Here is a 22,986-nt window from a genome sequence, read left to right as displayed (position 1 = left end):
GTCATGGCGCCGGTGCCTGTGATTTGATAGGGCACAAATACTCCAAAATCGATACCTTCTCGCTTTGTTCGACACTGGTCCGCCAACGGTGTGCCGGGATCCGGCCGGGTTCGTGGGTTTCGGCAAGACCTGTAGGGCTCGACGCGAGAGGACTGTAGTACTCGAATGGATAGGGTTCGTCGCACTGTTCGGAGTCGAATTCGCCGCAAATCGAGTAGTCCGCTCTTCATGCAGTTGTTGGGCGCCGCGGTCGAATCCGCGGCCGGCTCGATCGCGATCCGCTACAACCCGACCGGCGAATCCGCTGATCAGCGCGAACTCACGTACATGGAGCTGGACGAGTCGTCCTCGCGACTGGCACGGGAACTGATCGAGCGGGGCGTGGGCCCCGGCGACGTCGTTGCCGTCGGCTTCACTCGCTCGATCGAATCCGTACTGGCCGTATGGGCCATCGCCAAGACCGGCGCGGCGTACGTGCCGGTCGACCCCACCCTTCCGCCGGAGCGCAGCGCATACATCGTCGCCGACTCCCGGGCGGTGCTGGGGCTCACCGATTCGACGCATCGCTCGCGGTTCGGCACCGAGATCTACTGGCTCGACATCGATGACCCGCTGCACCGGGAGCGGATCGCGGCACGACCCGCACATCCGATCTCCTATGTCGACCGGGTGGGCACACCAACCGAACAGCATCCGGCCTATGTCATCTACACCTCCGGCTCCACCGGTCGCCCGAAGGGCGTTGTGGTGACGCACGCAGGTCTTGCGATGCTGGTGAACGCTCAGCGAGAGCACTACGCGGTCGATGGCGATTCGCGGGTGCTGCACGTTTGTTCGCCGAACTTCGACGTGTCGGTGCTCGAGCTGCTGCTGGCCTTCAGTTCCGGCGCGACGCTCGTGGTGGCCCCGCCGACGGTGTTCGGCGGCGCCGAGCTCGCCGACCTGTTACGCCGTGAGCGTGTCACGCACCTGCTGATCACGCCTGCGGCCCTGGAGTCGGTCCATCCGGTCGGACTCGACACGTTGCGGGTCGTGGTCGTCGCGGGTGATGCGTTCGGCCCACGGCTGGTCGAACGATGGGCGGTCGCCGGGCGGTCTTTCTACAACGCCTACGGGCCCACCGAGGCCACCATTCTTGCCACTGGCAGCGCCGAGTTGGTGCCCGGTCAGCCGATCACCATCGGTACCGCCCTGCCGGGTGTCGGCGCGGTGGTGCTCGATTCGCGGTTGCGGCCGGTACCCGCCGAAGTGATCGGCGAACTCTACGTTTCCGGCCCCGCGCTCGCGCAGGGCTACCTGGGACGGGCGGCGCTCACGGCGGAACGATTCGTGGCGAATCCGTTCGGCGGGGAAGCAGGCAACCCCGGCGCACGGATGTATCGCACCGGCGATCTGGTGCGGCGCCGCAGCGTCGACGGCGCAATCGAATATCTGGGACGCTCGGATTTCCAGATCAAGATTCGCGGCTTCCGTATCGAACTGGGTGAAATCGACGCAGCACTGACCGATCACCCCGATATCGAATACGCGGCGACTCTCGGCAAGCTCGCGCCCTCCGGCGCGACCGTACTGGTCTCCTATGTGCTGCCGCGCAACGGCATTTCCATTGATGGCGGAGAAATCCTGCGCTTCGCCGGCGCCGCGTTGCCCGGCCATATGGTGCCCTCCGCGATCGTCGTGCTCGACGCGATCCCCTTGTCCGCCAACGGAAAGCTCGATCGGCAGGCATTGCCCGAGCCGGTGTTCGAGGCGGCGGCGGCGCGTGCCCCCGTAGGCGCCGTCGAGTCCCGGCTAGCCGAGTTGTATGCCCAAGTGCTCGGTGTGCGCGTCGGGGCGGAGGATTCGTTCTTCGCCGCCGGTGGAGACAGCATCCTATCGATCCAACTGGTCTCGCGGGCCCGCGCGGCAGGGATAGTGTTCACCCCCCAGGATGTGTTCGAGCAGCGCACCGTGGCCGGGTTGGCGCGGGTCGCGGTTGTCGGTGCCGAACCCACGCCGAGGCTCGCGGAGTTGCCCGGTGGCGGTATCGGGGAGATTCCGCTGACACCGGTGCTGGCCGCCCACCTCGTCGGGGGGCGGTCGTTCGGCCGGTTCACCCAGCACATGGTGCTTGCCCTACCCGAGCACATCGACCGGGCGGATTTGGTCGCCACGCTCGCCGCGGTGCTGGACCACCACGACATGCTGCGCGCACGACTGTGGTCCGCCGACGGGCGATGGCAGCTGCACACTCTGCCGCCGGGTGCCGTGGACGCGGACGCGCTGCTCACTCGTATCGACGTGCCCGCCGGACTGGACCTCGATAAGTTGCGCGGAACAGCCAGTGCAGCAATGGATTCCGCTCTCGACACGCTCGACCCGGCGTCGGCCCGGATGATCGCCTGCACCTGGCTGTCTCGACCGGACGGCCGGGACGCGCTGATCATCGCCGCGCATCACTACGTGATCGATGGCGTGTCGTGGCGAATTCTGATCTCGGACTTGGTGACCGCGTGGATGCAACGCAACGGTGGGCACCGGATCGACCTGCCCGGTGTCGGCACGTCGTTCCGGCGGTGGGCGCACGGTCTGGTCGAGGCGGCGACCGCCGCGGACCGTACCAGCGAATTGCCGTACTGGCGGCAGGTGCTGACCGTCGCTGATCCACTGTTGGGGGCGCGGGCACTCGACCCGGTCATCGATACAGCGGCCACGGTGCGGCATTTCACCGTCACGGTGCCGACCGAGGTCACCCATGCGGTGTTGACCGAGTTGCCGAGGCTGTATCGGAGCGGCGTCAACGACGGTCTGCTCGCGGCATTGGCGCTCGCGGTGCGCTTGTGGCGGGCGAAAAGGGGGGTCGATGCCGCGGCAACGCGAATCCGGCTCGAAGGACACGGTCGTGAGGAAACCGCCGTCGCCGGTGCCGACCTGAGCCGCACTGTCGGCTGGTTCACCAGTATGTATCCGGTGGCGCTCGATCTGTCCGGCATCGACGCCGATGCCGCATGGAACACCGCCGACGCGACCGCGGCGATGCTCAAGACGGTGAAGGAGCAGCTGCTCGCGGTGCCGGATAAAGGCATCGGTTTCGGCATGCTGCGTCATCTCGACACCGGCACCGCTGGCGAACTCGACGGTGCGCTCGGCCAGATCGGATTCAACTATCTCGGTCGGATTTCCGCAGGCGACGTGCCGGAGGGACTGACGGATCACAGTTGGCTGCCGACCGCCGACTGGGGCTCCCCGGCAGCCGACCAGGATCGGGCGATGCCCGCGGCCGCCGTGGTGGATATCAACGCGATCGTCACCGATACCGACGCGGGCGCGCAGATGAGTGCGTCGTTCGCTTACGCGTCCGAGATCCTCGACGAGGCCGCCGTGCGGGAGCTGGCCGAGTACTGGGCGGCCGCACTGACCATGCTTGCCGGACATGTACACGATCCGGCGGCCGGCGGCCTGACCCCGGCGGATGTCCCGCTGGTGCCGACCATCCAGGGTGAACTCGATATCTGGCAGCGGGAGCACCCGGGCCTGGTCGATGTCCTGCCGCTGTCGCCCCTACAGCTCGGATTGCTTTTCCTGACACAGCTTTCCGACGATGCGGCGGATCCCTATCTGCTGCAGTTGGCGGTGGAGTTGTCCGGCGTGATCGATCTGGATCGCCTACGGCGGGCGGCGCAAGCGGTGTTGGATCGGCATGCGATCCTGCGGGCCGCGTTCAGAACTTCGGTCGAGGGCGCCCCGGTCCAGATCGTCGCGGAGGGTCTCGAGGTCCCGTGGCGGATCGTCGAAACCTCGGACACCGATCCGGCGGCGCTCCTGGCCGCCGAGGCACGTCTCGGGTTCGATCCGACGGCGGCGCCGCTGCTGCGATTCACGGTGTATCGCACGAACTCCGGACGCGTACATCTGGTTTTGACCGCGCATCACATCCTGTTGGATGGCTGGTCGATGCCGTTGCTGATGAAGGAACTACTGGTTTCCTATGCGGCCGACGGCGATTCGACGTCGCTGCCGCGAGTCCGGCCGTATCGGGACTATCTCGCCTGGTTGGCCCGCTACGACCGGGACGCCACCCTGCGGACGTGGCGCGCGGCGCTGGCAGATCCGACGCCGACTCGGCTGGCCATGACCCTGCCGCCGCCCGCGACGCCCGCCGAGGGCCACGGTGTTTGTGCCGCCGACCTGTCACCTGCCGAGACTGCGGAGCTGCTGAAGTTCGCCGCGGCAACCGAGGTCACCGTCAATACGGTGGTCCAAGCGGCGTGGGGCCTGGTGCTCGCGGCCAGTGTCGGAGGCGATGATGTCGTGTTCGGCGCGGTGGTTTCCGGGCGGCCGCCGCAGGTCGACGGGGTCGACGAAATGGTCGGCCTGTTCGCCAATACCGTCCCGGTCCGGGTTCGGTTCGACTCCGATGCGCCGGTGCGGCAACTGCTGATTCGGCTGCAGTCCGAACAGGTTTCGCTGCTCGACTCTCATCACATCGGGCTGGCCGATATTCAGCGCGCAGCTGGTGCGGGTGAGTTGTTCGATTCTCTCGTGGCCTTCGAGTCGTATCCGGTCGACACCGATGGTTTGCGGCAGGCCCACGCGACGATCGACGGGCTGGAAGTCGTCGATCTCCAAGGTCGCAACTTCACGCACTATCCGGTGGCTGTGGTGGTCGAGCTGGGCACTCGACTGCATGTGCAGGTGCAGTACCGGCGCGACATGATCACCGCCGCCGCCGCGCAGGCGCTCGCCGCGCGGTTGCGGGTGCTGATCGGTGAATTCGTCGCGACGCCGGAGCGCACACCGGCGGAAATCAATCGGATCTTCGATGATCGCGGCGATCTGATCTCGCAGACGCGCTACTGGCGCACCGCGCTGCAGGGCCTGCCGGATGAGCTGAACCTGCCCACGGATCGTCCACGGCCCGCGATCCCCTCGCTCGCGGACTCGTGCGTCGAGTTCGAGATCGGTGCGGACCTGCGGCACCGGCTTCATCGAGTCGCGCACGACACCACGGTGTTCACCGTCGTACACGCGATCTTCGCGGCACTGCTTGCGCGACTATCGGGCACCGATGACATCGCGATCGGCACCCCCACCGAAACGGGCGGATCGGTCAACACGGTCGTCCTGCGCACCAGGGTGCCGGGTGAAATCTCCTTCGACGATCTGCTCACGCAGGCGAAAGACATTGCCCTGCAGGCATTCACACGAGCAGAACTGCCCTTCGACGAGTTGGTGGCACTGCTGGATCCGGTTCGGTCGGACGCACGTCACCCACTGGTACAGGTGATGCTGTCCGCCGGTGATCGGACTCCCGTCGCACACGGCCCGTTCGATCTGTCCCTGCACATTCGGGAGAACCGAGACAGCACCCGCATCGTCGCTGACCTCTCCTTCGCGCCCGATCTGTTCGACCGGCGCACCGTCGAGATTTTCGCCGAGCGATTCCTGCGGCTGCTGGCGGCCGCGGTACGCCGACCCGGGGACCCGATCGGTGACCTGCCGTTGCTCGGCGACGACGAACTGGCCCTGCTGACCCGGGTCCAGGACAATGACGTGCGGGCGCCCCGGTTACTGCCTGATCTGCTGACTCGTGGAGTCGCGTTGGGCCGGGACCGGATTGCGGTGCGATACCGGGGGCGGTCGATCAGTTACGGCGAACTCGACGAACAGTCGTCGCGGTTGGCCAGGGTCCTGATCGATCGAGGTGTGGGTCCCGAACTGCCGGTTGCCGTGTCACTGCCCCGTTCCTACGAGATGGTGCTGGCAGCCATCGCGATTGCCAAGGCCGGTGGTGCGCACCTGCCGATCGACCCAGCTCATCCCGCGCATCGGGTGCGGCATATGTTGACCGATTCCGGTGCGGCCCTGGGCATTACCGGATCCGACCAGGTCGATCGGCTACCCGATGCGGTGGATTGGCTGGAGCTCGATGCACCGGCGACGGCGGTGTTGTGTGCAGGCAAGTCCGCCGACGCGATCACCGATGCCGATCGGATCGCGCCGTTACGGACGCAACATCCGGCCTACGTGATCTACACCTCGGGCTCGACAGGCGTGCCCAAGGGGGTTGCCGTAACCCATGCCGGGTTGAGCGATCTGGTCGATCATTCGGTCGGCCAGTACTGTCTCGAGCCACACCACCGGTATCTGCACATCTGTTCGCCGAGTTTCGATCCGTCGGTGATGGAATGGATGTGCGCGTTCTCGGTCGGGGCGACGTTGGTGGTCGTGCCGTCGGATGTCATGGGCGGACCGGAACTCGGTGAGTTGCTGCGGACCGAGGGGGTGACACACACGATCATCACCCCGGCGGTGCTCGGCACGGTCGATCCGGCCGGTGTGGACCGGATGGAAGTGCTGTTCGTGGGTGGGGATGTCCTGACCCCGGAGCTGTTGGCAAGGTGGCAGCCGGGCCGCCGGTTGTTCAACGCGTACGGCCCGACCGAGGCGACAGTCATGGCGTCGAATGTGGAACTGGTTGCGGGGCAACATATCACGATCGGCAGGCCGATTCTGGGTAGTTCGGCGTTCGTGCTGGATTCGCGGTTGAATCCGGTACCGCCCGGTGTTACGGGTGAGCTGTATCTGGCGGGCACCGCGCTGGCTCGTGGCTACTGGAACCGCGCCGGGTTGTCGGCGCAGCGGTTTGTCGCCAATCCCTGGGCTGGGCCGGGTTCGCGGATGTATCGCACCGGCGACCTCGTGCGCTGGTACGCGGCACCGGAGCGGCGGGCGGGGAATCTCGCCGTTCCGTCGGCGGATTGGCAGCTCGACTATGTCGGTCGCGCTGATTTCCAGGTGAAGGTCCGTGGTTTCCGTATCGAGCTCGGCGAGATCGATACCGTGCTCGGCCGACATGCCGATATCGATTTCGTGGTCACGCTGGGCCGTGAGATGCCCGGTGGTGCAACGGCATTGGTGTCGTATGTGCGGGCGGCGCCGGGGCGGGTTGTAGATCCGGCCGGCCTGCGGGAGTATGCGGCCGGGATCCTGCCGTCGCATATGGTGCCCGCGGCGATTGTGGTGCTGGACCGGGTTCCGTTGACTTCGAACGGAAAACTGGACCGTAAAGCGCTGCCGGAGCCGGTGTTCCCGACGGCGGTGTCGCGTGCTCCGGTCGGCGCGGTGGAGTCGCGGCTCGCCGAGCTCTTCGCGCAGGTGCTGGGTATGGAGCGGGTCGGGGTGGACGATTCGTTCTTCGCGGTCGGCGGTGACAGCATCATGTCGATCCAGTTGGTGTCGCGGGCCAAGGCGGCGGGGATGGTGTTCACCGCGCGGGATGTGTTCGAGCAGAAGACAGTCGCGGGATTGGCTCGCGTTGCCCTGGTCGGTGCGGAGTCGGCGGCGATTCTTGCGGAGTTGCCCGGCGGCGGTGTCGGCGCGGTTCCGTTGACTCCGGTACTTGCCTGGTTCCTCGACAACGGCTCGTTCGGCCGATTCGCGCAGAGCATGGTGCTCGGATTGCCGGAGCAGATCGACCGCGCGGGTGTGGTGGCCACTGTCGGCGCGGTGCTCGAACATCATGATGTGCTGCGTTCGCGCGTGTGGCAGGCGGACGGGTCGTGGCGGTTCGAGGTGTTGGCGCGTAACACCGTCGAGGCCGACGCGCTGGTCGCCGAGGTCGAGGTGCCCGCGGGTGTCGACGAGGTCGAGTTGAACCGAATTGCCAACGCGGCCATGGATTCCGCGTTGGCCACGCTGGATCCCGCTGCGGGCCGGATGATCGCGTGCACGTGGCTGCGCAGACCCGATGCGCGCGATGCTGTCGCCGTCGCGGTCCATCACTATGCGATCGATGGTGTGTCGTGGCGCATTCTCATTCCCGACCTCGTACTCGCGTGGGCGCAGCGCGGCGCCGGGCAGCCGGTGGCGTTGCCCGCCGTCGGCACCTCCTTCCGGCGCTGGGCGCACGCCTTGGTGGAGGCGGCCGCCGCACCGGACCGTGCCGAGGAACTCGGCTATTGGCAGCGGGTGTTGGCCACACCGGATCCACTGTTCGGCGCGCGTGCCCTGGACCCGGTCGCCGATACCTTCCAGACCCGGGGCGTATTCGATATCCGGGTTCCGGTCGAAGTCGCCGACGCGGTGCTCGCCAAGGTTCCGGCGCTGTACCAGGGCGGCGCCAACGACAGCCTGCTCGCCGCGCTCGCGATGGCGGTGCGTTCCTGGCGCGCGCGGCGCGGCATCGATGCTCCGGTCACTCGGCTGCGGCTCGAGGGCCACGGTCGTGAGGAAGACGCGGTGCCCGGCGCTGACCTGACTCGCACCGTGGGTTGGTTCACCAGCATCAGTCCGGTGGCCATCGACCTGTCCGGAATCGACACCGAAGCCGCCCTCGCCGGTGGCGAGGCGACCGCCGCGGTGCTGAAATCGGTGAAGGAGCAACTGCTTTCCGTGCCCGATCGAGGCATCGGTTTCGGCATGCTGCGACATCTGAATCCGGATACCGCCGACGCGCTGGCCGGTGATCCCGGGCAGATCAGCTTCAACTACCTCGGCCGCGTCTCGGCGGGTGCGGTGCCCGACGGCCGCTCCGACTGGCTGCCTACCGGCGAACTGGGAACCATTGCCGCAGAGCCGAATCCGGACCTGCCGCTGTCCGCCGCGATCGACATCAACACGATCGTCAGCGATACCGCGGATGGCCCGCGGATGGTGGCGTCGTTCGCCTTTGCCGCCGCGATCCTCGACGAGGCGGCGGTGCGGGAGCTGGCCGAGGACTGGCTGACCGCGCTCACCGCGATCGCCGACCACACGAAGGATCCGGCCGCCGGCGGTCTGACTCCGTCGGATGTGTCGCTGGTGCAGGTCTCTCAGGTCGAGTTGGACCAGTGGCGGCGGAACCATCCTGGACTGTCGGATGTGCTGCCACTGTCACCGCTGCAGAATTCGCTGCGGGTGCTCATCGAGCTACTGGACGGATCGGTCGACGCCTACATAATCCAGCTGGCGGCGCAGCTGACCGGCGAGCTGGATATGGGCCGGTTGCGCCGAGCCGCGCAGACCATTCTGGACCGGCACGCGAACCTGCGGTCGGCCTTCGTACCCACGGCCGACGGGACGTCGGTGCAGCTGGTGGTGGACGGGGTCGAGGTGCCGTGGCAGGTTGTCGAGGGCGTGTCCGAGGCCGAGCTGCCGGACCTGCTGGTCGCCGAGCGGCGACGCGGATTCGATCCGGCGCTGGCGCCGCTGCTGCGATTCACGGTGTACACCAACGTGGGTAAACACAGCCATCTCGTGTTGACCGGACACCACATCCTGCTCGACGGCTGGTCGATGCCGCTGTTGATGAAGGAGCTCCTGGTCCTGTACGCGACCGGCGGCGACACGTCACTGCTCGCACCGGTCCGGCCCTACCGCGACTACCTGCGGTGGCTCGGGCAACAAGACCGGGAGGCCGCGGTACGCGCCTGGTCGGACGTGTTGACCGGCGCCACCGCGACCATGCTCGCCCCTGAACTGGTCTGGCCCACGGCGACCGGTGACGGGTTCGGCGTCGTTGAATTCGATCTGTCGACCGCACAGACCTCGGCGCTCACGGCGTACGCGGCTACGGCCGAGGTCACCGCCAATACGGTGATACAGGCGGCATGGGGTCTGGTCATCGCCGGTAGCACCGGACGCGACGATGTCGTCTTCGGCGCGACCGTCTCGGGCAGACCGCCGCAACTCGACGGTATCGGCGACATGATCGGCCTGTTCGTGGATGCCATCCCGGTACGGATCCGGTTCGATCGCGGCACAACGGTACGGGCTCTGCTGGCGGGTTTACAGGGCGAGCAAGCATCGCTGTTGGATCATCACCACCTCGGACTCGGCGCCATCCAACGCGTCGCCGGGCTGAACTCACCCGCGCCGACTCCGCAAGCTCCATCGGCCGGCGTCCCCAATGACGAGCTGTTCGACACGATGCTGGTCTTCGAGTCCTACCCGGTCGACGCCGAGGGGCTACAGCAGGCCGGCGGCGCCATCGACGGGCTGCGGATCGAGCAGATGCGCGGAGCCGACTTCACGCACTATCCGATCACCGTTGTGGTCTTCCTGGATGCCCGGACGCTGGTGCAGGTGAAGTACCGGCGCGATGTCGTCGCCGACGAGACGGCACAGGCCGTGGCCGATCGGCTTCGCCGCGTGCTCAGCGATCTGCCCGCGACAACGGACCGTACCGCGGCCGATATCGCGCTGCTGTGCAGCACCGAATCGGACGACCCGATCACCAGGTCTCGCTACTGGCGCACCGCATTGGCGGGCCTGTCCGATCGGCTGGCGCTGCCGACGGACCGGCCGCGCACCGCAGTGCAGTCCAATGTCCGTGGGCAGGTGGAGTTCTCGGTGCCGAACCAGGTACACCTGGGTCTCCGACAGCTCGCGCACACGGCGGGCGTCACATGGACCGCGGTGGTGCGCACGGCATTGGCGGTAGTGCTCGCGCGGCTGTCCGGCTCCGGCGACATCGCGATCGGCACTCCGATGCCAGGCGCTCGCCGTGCCGAACTGGTGCTGCGTACCCGCGTGGATCGGGCCGCGCGCTTCACCGACCTCCTACCGGAGGCACACGAGCATGAACTGCAAGGGTTCAGGCACGCGGGTATTCCGTTCGACGAGTTGGTGGATCTGTTGGGTGCGCGGCGGTCGCCGGATCGGCATCCCCTGTTCCAGGTGGCCCTGTCGTTCCAGAGTCCGCCGGATGCGGTCGGGGATCTGGCATTGGCGATCTCGGCCGCGGATGGCGACTCGGACCGGATGCGCGGCGAAATGTCTTTCGTGCGTGATCTTTTCGATGACCGTACGGCGCAGATGTTCACCCGGCGGTTCGTTCGGGTACTGGCGGCGGTCGTGGACGAGCCCGCGACGCGGGTGCGCGATCTGCCGCTATTGGTCGGCGACGAGTACGAGTGGCTGACCCGGATGGGCGGCGGCGCCCCGGCTACCGTCGGGATGCTGCCGGATCTGCTGACCCGGGGAGTCGGGTTCGGGCGTGATCGGGTCGCGGTGCGCGACGCGGGGCGGGCATACACCTACGGTGAACTCGACGAACTGTCGTCACGTCTGGCGCGCGTACTGATCGATCGAGGTGTCGCGCCGGAGACGGTGGTGGCGCTGGCGATGCGACGTTCGTACGAGATGATCGCCGCGGTATGGGCGGTCGCCAAGGCGGGTGGCGCGTATCTGCCGGTCGATCCGAGCTATCCGGCGCAACGGGTGCGGCACATGGTGGCCGATTCCGGTGCGGTGGTAGGCATTACGGTCGCCGAGCACGCGGATCTCCACGACACGGTGGACTGGCTGGTGTTCGACGATCCCGCGGTGCTCGCACGCTGCGCCGCCCACTCGGCGGCCGCGGTGACCGACGCGGACCGTCGTGCCCCGCTGCGCATGTCGCATCCGGCCTATGTGATCTACACGTCGGGGTCTACCGGATTGCCCAAGGGGGTCGCCGTCACCCATGCCGGGTTGGGTGGACTCGTCGGCCACACGGTCGATATGCTCGGACTCGAGCCGCAACATCGGATGCTGCATGTCTGTTCGCCGAGTTTCGACCAATCGGTCGAGGAGTGGTCCAGCGCGTTCTACAGCGGCGCCACCCTGGTGATCGCCGCGCCGGATATCGTCGGCGGCACCGAACTTCGTGACCTGCTGCGTGGCGAACGGGTGACGCATACGATCATCACCCCGGCGCTGCTCGGCACCGTCGATCCCGCCGGCCTGGACGATTTGGCGGTGGTGTCCGCAGGCGGCGAGGCCACCACTCCCGAACTGCTTGCCAGGTGGCAGCCGGGTCGCCGCTTCGTCAACGGATACGGTCCGACCGAGGCGACGATCGGCGCAACCTATACGACTCTGCTTGCGGGACAACGGGTGACGATCGGCCGTCCGGTCCCCGGCGGGTGGGCGGCGGTGCTCGATGAGCGGTTGCACCCGGTGCCCGCGGGCGTCACCGGTGAGCTGTATCTGGCGGGCCCGGCACTGGCCCGCGGCTATCACGGGCGTTCCGGTGCGACGTCGCAACGTTTCGTCGCGAATCCGTGGGGTCGCCCGGGTGACCGGATGTACCGGACCGGTGATCTGGTTCGATGGGTCGAGGTACCGAATGCCACGGCAACCGGTTGGGAGTTGGAGTACCTGGGCCGCACGGACTTCCAGGTGAAGATCCGCGGCTTCCGCATCGAGCTCGGGGAGATCGACGCGGTGCTCACCGCGCACCCCGACGTCGACTACGCGGTGACCCTCGGGCGCGAAAATCCCAGCGGGGACACGATTCTGGTGTCGTATGTAATGGGCCGGTCGCTGGATCCGGAGCAACTGACGCGGTGGGCTGCGCGAAGCCTGCCGTCACATATGGTTCCCGCGTCGGTCGTGGTACTCGACGAGATCCCACTGACCGCGGTCGGCAAGCTCGACCGAAATGCGCTCCCCGAACCGCAGTTCGCGGCGCGCACCTACCGGGAACCGTCGACGGTGGCCGAACGGGCCGTGGCCGGTGTCTTCGCCGAGGTACTCGGCGTCGAGCGGATCGGCGCAGACGACGATTTCTTCGAGCTGGGCGGCAATTCGCTGCTCGCCACGCGGGTGACCGCTCGCCTCGGCATGACGATGGACGCCCGGGTTCCGGTGCGTGTGTTGTTCGCCGCGCCCACCGTCGCCGGTTGTGCGCGGGAGGTGGCGAAGCTCACCGGTACCGGGAGTCGCCGCGCCCTGGTGGCGGGCCCACGGCCGGAACGAGTTCCGCTCTCGCCCGCACAGCAACGGATGTGGTTTCTCAACAGGTTCGATATCGAGTCGACCGCATACAACATTCCTGTCGCCATCCGCCTGACCGGCGAACTGGATATCGCCGCGCTGGGGCAGGCATTCACCGATGTCGTTGTGCGACATGAGATCCTGCGAACCATATATCCGCAGCCAGGGGACGCAGCGGATCCGGTGCAGGTGATCCTGCCTCCCGGCCACTCCCAGGTGCCGCGGCTGGAGGTTCGGACCGTCGATGCCGCCGAGGTGGAATCGGCTGTGCTGGAACTTGTTTCGACGACGACCTTCGACGTGACCGCCGAGGTGCCCGTCCGCGCCGTGCTGTTCCGGGTCGCGGACACCGAATTCGTGCTGGCCATGGTCGTCGACCACATCGCGGGTGACGGCTACTCCGGTGGCCCGCTCACTCGTGATCTGGCGTCGGCATACGCGGCTCGCGCACTGGGCCGGGCCCCGGATTGGTCGCCGCTGGCCGTGCAGTACGCGGATTACACGCTGTGGCACCGTGCGCTGCTCGGCAGTGCGGACCAGCCGGGGTCGATGGCGGCCGAGCAGATCGCATACTGGCGGCGAGCCCTTGCCGACCTGCCGGATCAGCTGGAGTTACCGACAGACCGGCCCCGGCCGGCGGTGCAGTCGTTCGCAGGCGGCCGAGTGGAGCTGCACATCGATGCGCGTGCGCATGCGGCGTTGGCGGGTCTGGCACGAGCCGAGGGCGCGACGCTGTTCATGGTTGTGCATACCGCGCTGGCGGTGTTGCTGGCTCGCTTGTCCGGCACCGACGATATCGCGATCGGTACACCGATAGCGGGCCGGGGCGAGGCGGTGCTGGACGATCTGATCGGCATGTTCGTCAACACCCTGGTGTTCCGTACCCGGGTGGATGCGGAGGCCGGTTTCACGGAGTTGCTTGCGCGGCAGCGCGATATCGATATCCAAGCGTTCGCCCATGCCGATGTGCCGTTCGAGCAATTGGTCGAAGTGCTCAATCCGGTGCGCTCGACGGCGCGGCATCCGCTGTTCCAGGTGGGGCTGTCGTTCCAGAATCTGGCTCCGGCCAGGATGGAGTTGCTGGGCTTGACCGTCACGGCGTTGGCACAGGATCGACAGCTGTCGCAGTTCGATCTGCATGTGATCATGGCCGACAGCTACGACGAGGACGGTGCGCCGACGGGAATCGGCGGCTTCTTCACCTATGCCGCGGATCTGTTCGACGAGGCGACGGTGCGGAGTTTCGTGGACCGGTTCGCGCGTGTTCTCGATGCCGTGATCGCGGATCCGCAGGTGCCGGTCGGTGCCCTCGATCTGCTCGCGACCGACGAACGCACACGGATCCTCACGGCATGGAACGACACCGCGCACCAGGTGAATACGGCCGCCACCTTGGCGTCGCTGTTCGACGAGACTGTCGCTGCCACACCGGAGTCCACGGCGCTGGTCGCCGCCGATGGTACCCGGATCACCTACGGTGAGCTGGATGGACGCGTGAACAAGGTTGCGCGATACTTGATTTCGTCGGGTGTGGGCCCGGAGTCACGGGTGGCGTTGGCTATTCGGCGTTCGGTGGATCTGGTCGTCGCGATGTACGCGGTCAGCAAGGCCGGCGGTGTGTACATGCCGGTCGATCCGGATCAACCCGCGCAGCGAACCGACTACATGCTCGAGACGGCGGCACCGGTTTGTGTGCTGACGAATACCGATGCGGATTTCGGAACCTCCGCTGCGCCGGTGGTGCTGATGGATCGACTGGACCTGTCCTCGGTGGAGGCGACCTCGATCACCGACGCGGAGCGGATCGCGCCGTTGCGCGCCGAGCACGCGGCCTATGTGATCTTCACGTCGGGTTCCACCGGTCGCCCGAAAGGGGTCGCGATCACACACGGTGCGATTGTCAACCAGTTGCTATGGAAGACAGCGCAATTCGGATTGACCGCCGATGACGCGGTGTTGCTGAAGACGGCGGCGACGTTCGATTTGTCGGTGTGGGAATTCTGGTCGGCCGCGGCCTGCGGCGGCCGCCTGGTAATCGCCGCGCCGGATGGCCACCGCGACCCGGGATACCTGAACGAGCTGATGACACGTGCGGGCGTGACCACGCTGCACGCGGTGCCGTCGATGCTGGACGCATTGCTGACGAGTCGGCTGCCGGACTCGTTGCGCCAGGTGCTGGCGATCGGTGAGACCCTGCCTGCCGCGCTGGCGCGCCGATTCGCTGCGGCGGCGCCCGATGCGTCGCTGTACAACCTGTACGGTCCGACCGAGGCGGCGGTGTCGATCACCAGCCACAAGGTGGACAGGTTCGATGAACCGGCCGTGCCGATCGGCAGACCGGCGTGGAACAGTCGGGTATACGTGCTGGATTCGCGGTTGCGCCCGGTTCCGGCCGGCGTCGCGGGTGAGTTGTACTTGGCCGGAGGACAGTTGGCGCGTGGCTACTTCGGTCGCGCTGACCTGACGGCGGATCGTTTCGTCGCCAACCCGTTCCAGCCGGGTGCCCGGATGTATCGCACCGGCGATCTGGTGGCATGGAATGCCGAGGGCGAGCTCGACTATCGGGGCCGTACCGATTTCCAGGTGAAGATTCGTGGCTTCCGCATCGAACTCGGCGAGATCGATGCGGTACTGGCCGCCCATGCCGAAGTGGATTTCGCCGTCACGATCGGCAGGGAGAATTCCGCTGGGGCAACGGTTCTGGTGTCGTACGTGGTGGCCGCCCAGGACCAGGTGATCGATGCGGATCGGCTGATCCGCTGGGCCGCACGGACCTTGCCGTCGCATATGGTGCCCTCGGCGATCGTCGTCCTCGACGACGTCCCGTTGACCCAGGTCGGCAAGCTCGATCGCGCGGCGCTGCCCGAACCGGAGTTCGGGACCCGCGTCTACCGCGCACCGACGACAGCGCTCGAGACCATGGTCTGCGAGATTTTCGCGGAGGTACTGGGTCTGGATCGCATCGGATTGGATGACAACTTCTTCGAACTCGGCGGCAATTCACTGATCGCGACCAAGCTGACGGCTCGGTTGAGCGAGGCGATGGCCGAAACGATTCCGGTGATGTGGGCGTTCACCGCCCCCACCCCCGCGGGCATCCTCGCGGAGTTGCGCGCGCGCGGCGCGGCGGGCGCCGGTGCCGACGCGGCATTCGATGTGCTGTTGCCGCTGCGGGTTTTCGGCACCGCCGAGCCGCTGTTCTGCATCCATCCGATCGGGGGCATCGCGTGGTCGTTCGCCGGGCTGGCAGCCCATCTCGATGCGGATCGGCCCATTTACGGACTCCAGTCACCCGCGCTGAGTTCGGCGGACCCACTGCCGGATTCGATCGAGGATTGGGCGCGGCACTACGTCAAATACATTCGTGAGGTGCAACCGGAGGGGCCCTACCACCTGCTCGGCTGGTCACTAGGCGGTGTGCTCGCCCATGCCATGGCCGTCCAACTCCAGGACGAAGGCGCGCAGGTGGCGCTGCTGGGCATGATGGACAGTCGACTACTCGACATCGGCGCCGGATCCAAACTCGCGGGGATCAAGGTTACGGCGCCGGACCTGCTCGGTGGACTGCTCGGCGCTCGGGCCGCGGAATTCGGCCTGGACGAAACGGTGGAATTGTCCGAGCTGGCACAGCGATTGAGCGCGCTCCCCGAGCCGTTCGCATCCTTCGGGGCCGCGCGGATCGAACGGGTCGTGGCCGCGGCGATCGATTCGGCGGCTCTCGACGCGGCATATCGAGCGCGGCCCTTCGATGGCGACCTCGTCTATTTCACTGCGGCCCACGACGATCCGACGGGTTCCGTCGGCGCCGCGACCTGGACGGCAGCAGTGGCGGGTTCCGTGCACAACCACCCGGTGGCCACCACACACTGGCGGATGACCACTGATGCGGCGCTCCGGAGCATCGCGGAGGTTCTGCGCGAGTGGTTGTGACTCGCGGCTGCGGCGTGGTCAGTGTGTGATGAGGGTGTCGAGTTCGCCGGCGAACAGTAGGGCCGGGTCGAATTCCATTGATACGGCAGTACGGTCACCCTCATCTCTCGACGTCATCCCGCTGGCGAACGGCCGTGCGCCCTCGCGGACCACGACAACATGGGCCGTGAGCACCCGACAAGCCCCGGGTTCCACCGGCCACATCAAGAGGGGCGGCAGTGAAAATCATTGGTGCCGTCCGGTGAACGCGGTCTACGGTGGGCCCGTGACTACCGATGTGCGGGGTTCCTACGATGCGCGGTTCGCCGGTGTCGCCGAGGCACTCGCAGCATCGCTGAACGCCGACGATGTCGGCGCGTCGGCGGCGGTGTACGTAGACGGCGAACCCGTGGTCGACATCTGGGGCGGCTACGCCGACGCGGATCGCACCGTGCTGTGGGAGGCGGACACCATCGTCAACGTCTGGTCGACGACCAAGACGATGGTTGCATTGTGCGCGCTGATATTGGCCGACCGTGGCGAACTCGATCTGAACGCGCCGGTCGCCAGGTACTGGCCGGAGTTCGCGGCAGCGGGCAAACACGCTGTGCTGGTACGGCATCTACTCGGTCACACCGCGGGTCTGCCGGTATGGGACGACCCCATCGCGGCCGCCGACCTGTACTCGTGGCCGACCGCCACCGCGCGTCTTGCCGAACAGCCTGCCCAATGGGAACCGGGCACCGAGGGGGGTTACCACTCGATCACCTTCGGCTTCCTCGTCGGTGAGGTCATCGCCCGGGTGACCGGACGCAGCGTGGGCACATTTTTCGCCGAGGAAGTGGCCGCGCCGTTGGGCGCGGACTTCCACATAGGGCTATCCCCCGAGCACGACCATCGCGTTGCCGCGCTCGTCCCCGCGCCCGAGGGGGACCGCCCCGAGGGATTCTCGGTCGGAGTGTCGGACGCCAACACCTCGGCGTGGCGGCGCGCGGAGATCCCGGCCATCAACGGGCACGGCAACGCACGCTCGGTCGCCGCGGTCCAGTCGATACTCGCTTGCGGCGGCAGTGTCGGCGGTGTTCGCCTGCTGTCGCAGCCAGGCTGTGATCGCGTATTCGAAGCACAATTCCACGGCCGGGATCGTGTGCTGGAACGGCCGATCCGCTGGGGCATGGGCTACCGCCTCGAGGGTCGCACCTGCTCCTGGGGCGGATGGGGCGGCTCCCTGGTGCTCGTCGATTTCGAGCACCGCATGACAGTGTCGTATGTGATGAACCAGGTGCTGTGGACCGACGACAATATGCGAGCCCTGAGCATCGTGATCGCCGCCTACGATGCACTGACCACCTGACGGCGACCACCATCTCACACGGGTGCGTCGCGCCACCAGCGCTCGTAGAGGTCCTGGCCCGAGGTGCCGCCGGACACCCCCATGGTGCAGTTCGTCCGCGCGGGGTCGTCGAATCGGACCAGTAGCTCTCCGGTGGGCCCGGTCACGCCGATGGTGTCGTACCAGCTGGCATGACCCTTTCCCGTTGGCCGCTCCCAGCTTTCCGCACCGACGAAGGATCCGCCCTGCGACGGCACGAATTCGTCGGCCGGTTTGTCGATCCCGCACCGCACCAGGATGCGGGCAACCGGATCTCGGTTTCCGTTGCAGGCCAACGAGTTCATCGAATCCCGCGTCTGTCTCGCGTCGATCGGCCGCTGATCGCCATCGATCGCGACGCATCGCAGACCCTGAAAACCACTGTCGGTCTGCGTTTTCGGAAGCAGTTGCGGGAAGGCCTTGATCACCCGCTCGTGCGCCGCCCAGGAATTCGGGTCGACCGGTTCGGTCACGGACGGCACGCTCGACAGCACGTCCGTCGGCGACGACGCCGGAGGCTGGGTCGAATTACGGTTCAGCACAAAAATACTCGCGATCGCCAAGACAGCCGATCCGGTTGTCCTGCAATCGATTCGACCAGAATACTGGCCGGTTTGACGTCACGGTGCAGCATGCCTGCCCGATGCGCGTGATCGAGACCGCGAGCGGCGGCGCCGATGATGTGCAGGACGCGCTGCGGGGACAAGTACGCCGGTCCGGGGGCCGCCGCCGACTTCAGTACGGGATGGGCTTGTTCTCCTCGGCCCAGGACTGCTCGATATCGCTGCCGATCGGCGGCGGGAAGAGCCCGGCGATCATCCAGGTGTCGCGGGCGACCTCGTTGATATTGAATTCCAGGTACAGACCGCGGTCGTGGGTATAGGGGGCCATGAGGGTGTCGAGGCCGCGGGTCATGCGCTTTCGCATTTCGGGGTCGTCGAGTTGCCGGGCGAGGTGGTCGATGGTGACGCGCACCGAGGCGGCGGTGGGTTTGCCGCCCACGTAGAAGGAGTCGGCAGAGACCTCGTGGAAGAGGGCTACGGCGTAGAACTCCGGCAGGCCGACGCGGGCGTAGTAGGCGGTGATGTCCCGGGCGAGGTTTTGCTTGTCCTGCGGGGTGTAGGTGTTCGCGGGGTGGTAGATGTGCCAGAGCGGCATGGCGAATTCCTTTGGGCGAAGCGGCGTCTCAGCGACGGAAGGGCAGGACGAGGTTTTCGACGGGACCGGACAGGGATGCCTTCACCTGCCGGGTGAACTCATCGACGAGGACTTCGTGCGCACCCTGCTCCAAGCCATCGGCGAGTGCGGCGGCGACCACGGCGGGACTGAGCTTGACGGCGTCTATGGCCTTCACCATGTCGGTCTCGGCGAAGGCGAGGTGGACACCGACGACCTGGGTGCCCTGCGCCGCCAGTTCGATGCGCAGGGAATTGGTCAGAGACCACAGGGCGGCCTTCGACGCACCGTAGGCCGCGGCCCCCGAGCTCCAGGACAGCACGGAGTGGATATCCACCAGTGCGCCACCACCATTGGCGGCGAGGATGGGAGCGAATGCCTGGGCGATGCGCAGGGGACCGAAGACGTTGGTCTCGAATGTTTCGACCACATCGGCCATTTCGGCATGCAGCAGCGGCGCGGGGCGCAGTACACCGGCGTTGTTGATAACGATGTTCACATCACCGGCCCGTTCTGCCACCGCCGCAACCGAATCCGGGTCGGTGACCTCCAGTTCGAGCGGGACGACGCGAGCATCATCGCCCGCCTCGGGCTTGCGAGCGGTTGCGTAGACCTTGGCCGCGCCACGCGCCAGGAGTTCCTCGGTGAATGCTCGGCCGAGGCCGCGTTGCCCGCCGGTCACCAGGGCGATAGCACCTTCGATTCTGGTCATGTCTGCCTTCCTGATTCGTTCGCTGTAGCTGACTATATAAAACTATAGCCAACGTTCCGCTCACACGACAACGCCGACCCCCAGCGCGGCATTCGACACGTCGGGTCAGCGGCAGAGGGTGGCGGGGCGCGGCTGAAGCATCACTGCCACGCTCTGATATCGAGGCCCGAGCCGGCTGGGTATTCGAATCGTGCGGAGCAAGTCGGCGCGCGGATCTCAGCGCTCGTTCGAGCCCAGCTCCGGGAATCGGTCGAGCAACTGAGCCAGACAGCGGCGCACCTCGCGCATGTCCCGATCCAGCAACCGGGCCTCGGTGGTCGCCCGCGGCGCCCCGCGCCGGGTCAGCTGGGTTCGCAGCATTGCATCAAGGGCAGTGGCCTCGGCTTCGAGCAATCTGTAGAAGACGCGCGCCTGGGCCACATCGGATTCGTCACGCACTCGATGCTCGCGTCAGGCTGTCCGTTCCGACAGGCATCGAGCAGTTCGACATTCGTACATCTGACAGACACCCATGATTCATATTGTCCGGTGTCTGCCTGCTGGTCAATCGGTCGGCTCATGGCCGGCGATCAGGATCGGTCAATGGTTGCCGAGGAAATCCTGGAGCAGTGCCGTGATCGCGGTCGGCTGTTCCAAACTGCTGGTGTGGCCACAATCGGCGATGGTGTGCAGTCGAGCGCCCGGGATCAACTCGGCGATGCGCTCGGATCGCGCAGGCGGCGTCGCTGTGTCGTCGATGCCGACGACCACGAGCGTCGGCGCCGTGATGGCGGTGATCTCGTGCTCGACCGACGCACGATCGGCAACACCGAGCACCGCCTTGCGCACGGCCGCACGATCGCAGCGCCCCAGGCCGGCGGCCCACTTGTCGATCGCGGGTCTGTTGGCGGGGTTCGCGAGGAAACTCGGACCGAAGAGGTGGGGTTCGATCTTGCCGAGAATCGGTCGGGCACCGAACAGTCGCAATGCCAGCGCCAGCCGCTTGTACTCGCCGATCTTGTTCGGATCCTCTGGCTCGGCGCTGCTGTCCAACAACGTCAGTGTGCGTAGCAGCGCGGCGTGGCGCGCCGCGATTCGCTGCCCGATGAAGCCGCCCATGGACAGACCGACCCAGTGCACCGGAGCAACCTCGAGGCGCCGGAGCAGCGCGACGGCGTCGCCGGTGAGGGTGTCCATGTCATAGCCGCGGGTGGTTGCCGGACTCGCGCCCTGCCCTCGCCAGTCGATCGTGATGCAGCGGTAGTGCGCGCGCAAGACCTCGATCTGCGGCTGGAACATCCAGCCGCCGAACAGCAGTCCGTGACCGAATACCACGGTAGCCGCCTCCGGCCGGTCGGCCGGGGCTCCGGTGTCGGTGTAGGCGATCTGTGCGCCATCGATCGTTATTGTCGGCACGATTGCGTCCGTCTCCCGAAAAACTTTGCGCTACACCGAGATCGATAGTTCGGCGGGGCCACGCACGTTGATCCGGCCGTTCCAGCGCAGTTCCTCGACGACGGCGTCGGGGAAGCGCGCCACGAAGTGTGAGAAGGCGACTCGGGCCTCGAGCCGAACCAGCGCCGCACCCAGGCAGCGGTGGATGCCCGCACCGAACGAGAGGTTCTGCTGCGCGTTCGGCCGGTCGAGGCGCAATTCGTCGCCGTCCGCGCCCCAGAACTCCGCATCGCGATTGGCGGCGGCGACACAGGCCAGCACCAAACTGCCGGGCGGGATCTCCGCGCCGCCGATGGGCAGGGGGTCGACGGTGATCCGGCGCATCAGTTGCACCGGGGTGTCGTATCGGAGCAGTTCCGCGACGGCGTTGTCGGCAAGTCCCGGGTCTTCCCGGAGCCGTCGAGCCTGGTCGGGATGTCGCAGCAGGGCAAGGATCCCGCCCGCGAGGTGATTCACGGTTGTTTCGTGGCCCGCGATGTAGAGCAGCATGACCTGGGCGACCAGTTCGTCCTCGCTCAAGACATCGCCCTCGTGTTCGGCGGTGATCAGCCTGGTCAGCAGGTCGTCGCCGGGTGTGGCGCGTTTCCAGCGGACCAGTTCACCGACCATCGCGAACAATTCCTGGTTGGCCGACCGGACCTTGGCCTGCAGGTCCGGATCGGAAAGGGGTTCCAATGCCAGCACCAGAATCGCGGTGAGTTCGCGCAGCCGGGTGTGCTCCACTACCGGGACACCCAGCATCTCCGAGATGATCCCGAACGGCACCGGAAACGCCAGTTCCGCAACGACATCCGCGGTGCCCGCCTCGGCGATGCGGTCCAAGGCGGCGTCGACGAGTGCCTCGGCCCTCGGCTGCAACGCCTCGATCGCGCGGGTCGTGAACGCCTTGGCGACCAGGCGGCGCAGCCGGGTGTGATCGGGCGGATCCCGGTCCAGCATGGATAGTCCGCGCATCATGCGGTTTTCTTTGCCGAGCTTGCTGCTGTCGCTCTTCCACGACGGCAGCCGGGTCAAGTACTGCTCGTCGACGGACTGCGCCGAGCGCTGCAGCCCGGCGACATCCTCGTACCTCGACACGATCCAGAACCCGAGTGGATGCTCGTGCGTCGGTGCGGTGCTGCGCAGCCGGGCATAGTGGGGATATGGATCCGCGGCGAAGCCCGCGACGAACGGGTCGAACACGAATGCGTCGGAGGTCATGGCCACTACTCCCGGTCCGGTTTGAACAGCTTCACGTTTCGCATGGTCACAAGTGCTGTGGCACAGAGTGTTTCGCCGTCTTCGTCGACCGAGTAAACGTCTGCCGCGGCGATCGTGATGAGCGCGCCCGGCTTGATCACCCGGCCGCGGGCGACGACCTTCGGGCCCTTCGCCGGGGCGAGGATCTTCACCGTGTAGTCGATCGTCATGTTCACCCATCCCGGCTGCAGCAGGGTCCCGGCCGCGGAACCGGCGGCGAAATCTGCCAGGGAGCCGAGCACGCCGCCCTGGAAGAACCCGTCGTGCTGGGTGAGTTCCTTGCGATGCGGCTGGACTATCTCGGCTTCGCCGGGAGCCACCCGACCGAATTCGAAACCCAAATGCTGGGCAGCGGGCATGCTGAGCACCGCGCCCGTCACGGCCGCTTCGAAATCGGGGTTTTCCGCTTGCCAGATCTGCATGT

9 protein-coding genes are annotated in these 22,986 nt (G+C 66.7%); 2 read left to right on the top strand and 7 right to left on the bottom strand.

Annotated elements, in window-relative coordinates; all coding sequences use genetic code 11:
* The first annotated feature begins 228 nt into the window (after positions 1–228).
* Together ACQPYR_RS18620 and ACQPYR_RS18615 are read left to right on the top strand one after the other, a co-directional pair.
* Entirely contained in the window at positions 229–16,650 is a 16,422-nt protein-coding gene (locus ACQPYR_RS18620) for an amino acid adenylation domain-containing protein (RefSeq protein WP_433633872.1), read from the top strand.
* Positions 16,651–16,915: 265 nt separating this feature from the next.
* Positions 16,916–17,983, top strand: a complete 1,068-nt coding sequence (locus ACQPYR_RS18615; RefSeq protein WP_433633870.1) for a serine hydrolase domain-containing protein — start codon at positions 16,916–16,918, stop codon at positions 17,981–17,983.
* Between the two features lie 14 nt (positions 17,984–17,997).
* On the opposite strand, the gene ACQPYR_RS18610 is transcribed toward ACQPYR_RS18615, so the two are convergent.
* From ACQPYR_RS18610 to ACQPYR_RS18580, 7 genes are all read right to left on the bottom strand, one after another.
* The gene (locus ACQPYR_RS18610; protein WP_433633868.1) at positions 17,998–18,474 is read right to left on the bottom strand and encodes a hypothetical protein; all 477 of its coding nucleotides are present in this window, start codon (positions 18,472–18,474) and stop codon (positions 17,998–18,000) included.
* 262 nt (positions 18,475–18,736) lie between these two features.
* Complete coding sequence (locus ACQPYR_RS18605) at positions 18,737–19,159, bottom strand: tautomerase family protein (protein ID WP_433633864.1); 423 nt, start codon at positions 19,157–19,159, stop codon at positions 18,737–18,739.
* Positions 19,160–19,187: 28 nt separating this feature from the next.
* Positions 19,188–19,889: an SDR family oxidoreductase gene (locus tag ACQPYR_RS18600; RefSeq protein WP_433633862.1), complete on the bottom strand. Its 702-nt coding sequence runs from the start codon at positions 19,887–19,889 to the stop codon at positions 19,188–19,190.
* 216 nt (positions 19,890–20,105) lie between these two features.
* Positions 20,106–20,327 (bottom strand): hypothetical protein, encoded by a 222-nt coding sequence (locus ACQPYR_RS18595; protein ID WP_433633860.1) that lies wholly within the window; start codon positions 20,325–20,327, stop codon positions 20,106–20,108.
* A gap of 141 nt (positions 20,328–20,468) precedes the next feature.
* Positions 20,469–21,284, bottom strand: coding sequence for an alpha/beta fold hydrolase (locus ACQPYR_RS18590; RefSeq protein WP_433633858.1), 816 nt, complete (start codon positions 21,282–21,284; stop codon positions 20,469–20,471).
* A gap of 30 nt (positions 21,285–21,314) precedes the next feature.
* Positions 21,315–22,523 carry a cytochrome P450 gene (locus tag ACQPYR_RS18585; protein ID WP_433633856.1) on the bottom strand — a complete coding sequence of 403 codons (1,209 nt, stop codon included), beginning with the start codon at positions 22,521–22,523 and terminating at the stop codon, positions 21,315–21,317.
* A 5-nt stretch (positions 22,524–22,528) separates the two neighbouring features.
* Complete coding sequence (locus tag ACQPYR_RS18580) at positions 22,529–22,984, bottom strand: PaaI family thioesterase (protein ID WP_433633854.1); 456 nt, start codon at positions 22,982–22,984, stop codon at positions 22,529–22,531.
* Between the last annotated feature and the right edge of the window lie 2 nt (positions 22,985–22,986).

It is taken from the genome of Nocardia sp. CA-120079, assembly GCF_050955745.1.
Taxonomy (GTDB): Bacteria; Actinomycetota; Actinomycetes; order Mycobacteriales; family Mycobacteriaceae; genus Nocardia.
Note: the sequence above shows the minus strand (reverse complement) of the source record. Positions and strands in the feature narration are given on the sequence as shown.

What these genes read in the sequence shown, in the direction of transcription:
- ACQPYR_RS18620 (WP_433633872.1), top strand. Translation starts at nt 229, where the DNA reads ATGCAGTTGTTGGGCGCCGCGGTCGAATCCGCGGCCGGCTCGATCGCG.
- ACQPYR_RS18605 (WP_433633864.1), bottom strand. Translation starts at nt 19,159, where the DNA reads ATGCCGCTCTGGCACATCTACCACCCCGCGAACACCTACACCCCGCAG.
- ACQPYR_RS18600 (WP_433633862.1), bottom strand. Translation starts at nt 19,889, where the DNA reads ATGACCAGAATCGAAGGTGCTATCGCCCTGGTGACCGGCGGGCAACGC.
- ACQPYR_RS18585 (WP_433633856.1), bottom strand. Translation starts at nt 22,523, where the DNA reads ATGACCTCCGACGCATTCGTGTTCGACCCGTTCGTCGCGGGCTTCGCC.
- ACQPYR_RS18580 (WP_433633854.1), bottom strand. Translation starts at nt 22,984, where the DNA reads ATGCAGATCTGGCAAGCGGAAAACCCCGATTTCGAAGCGGCCGTGACG.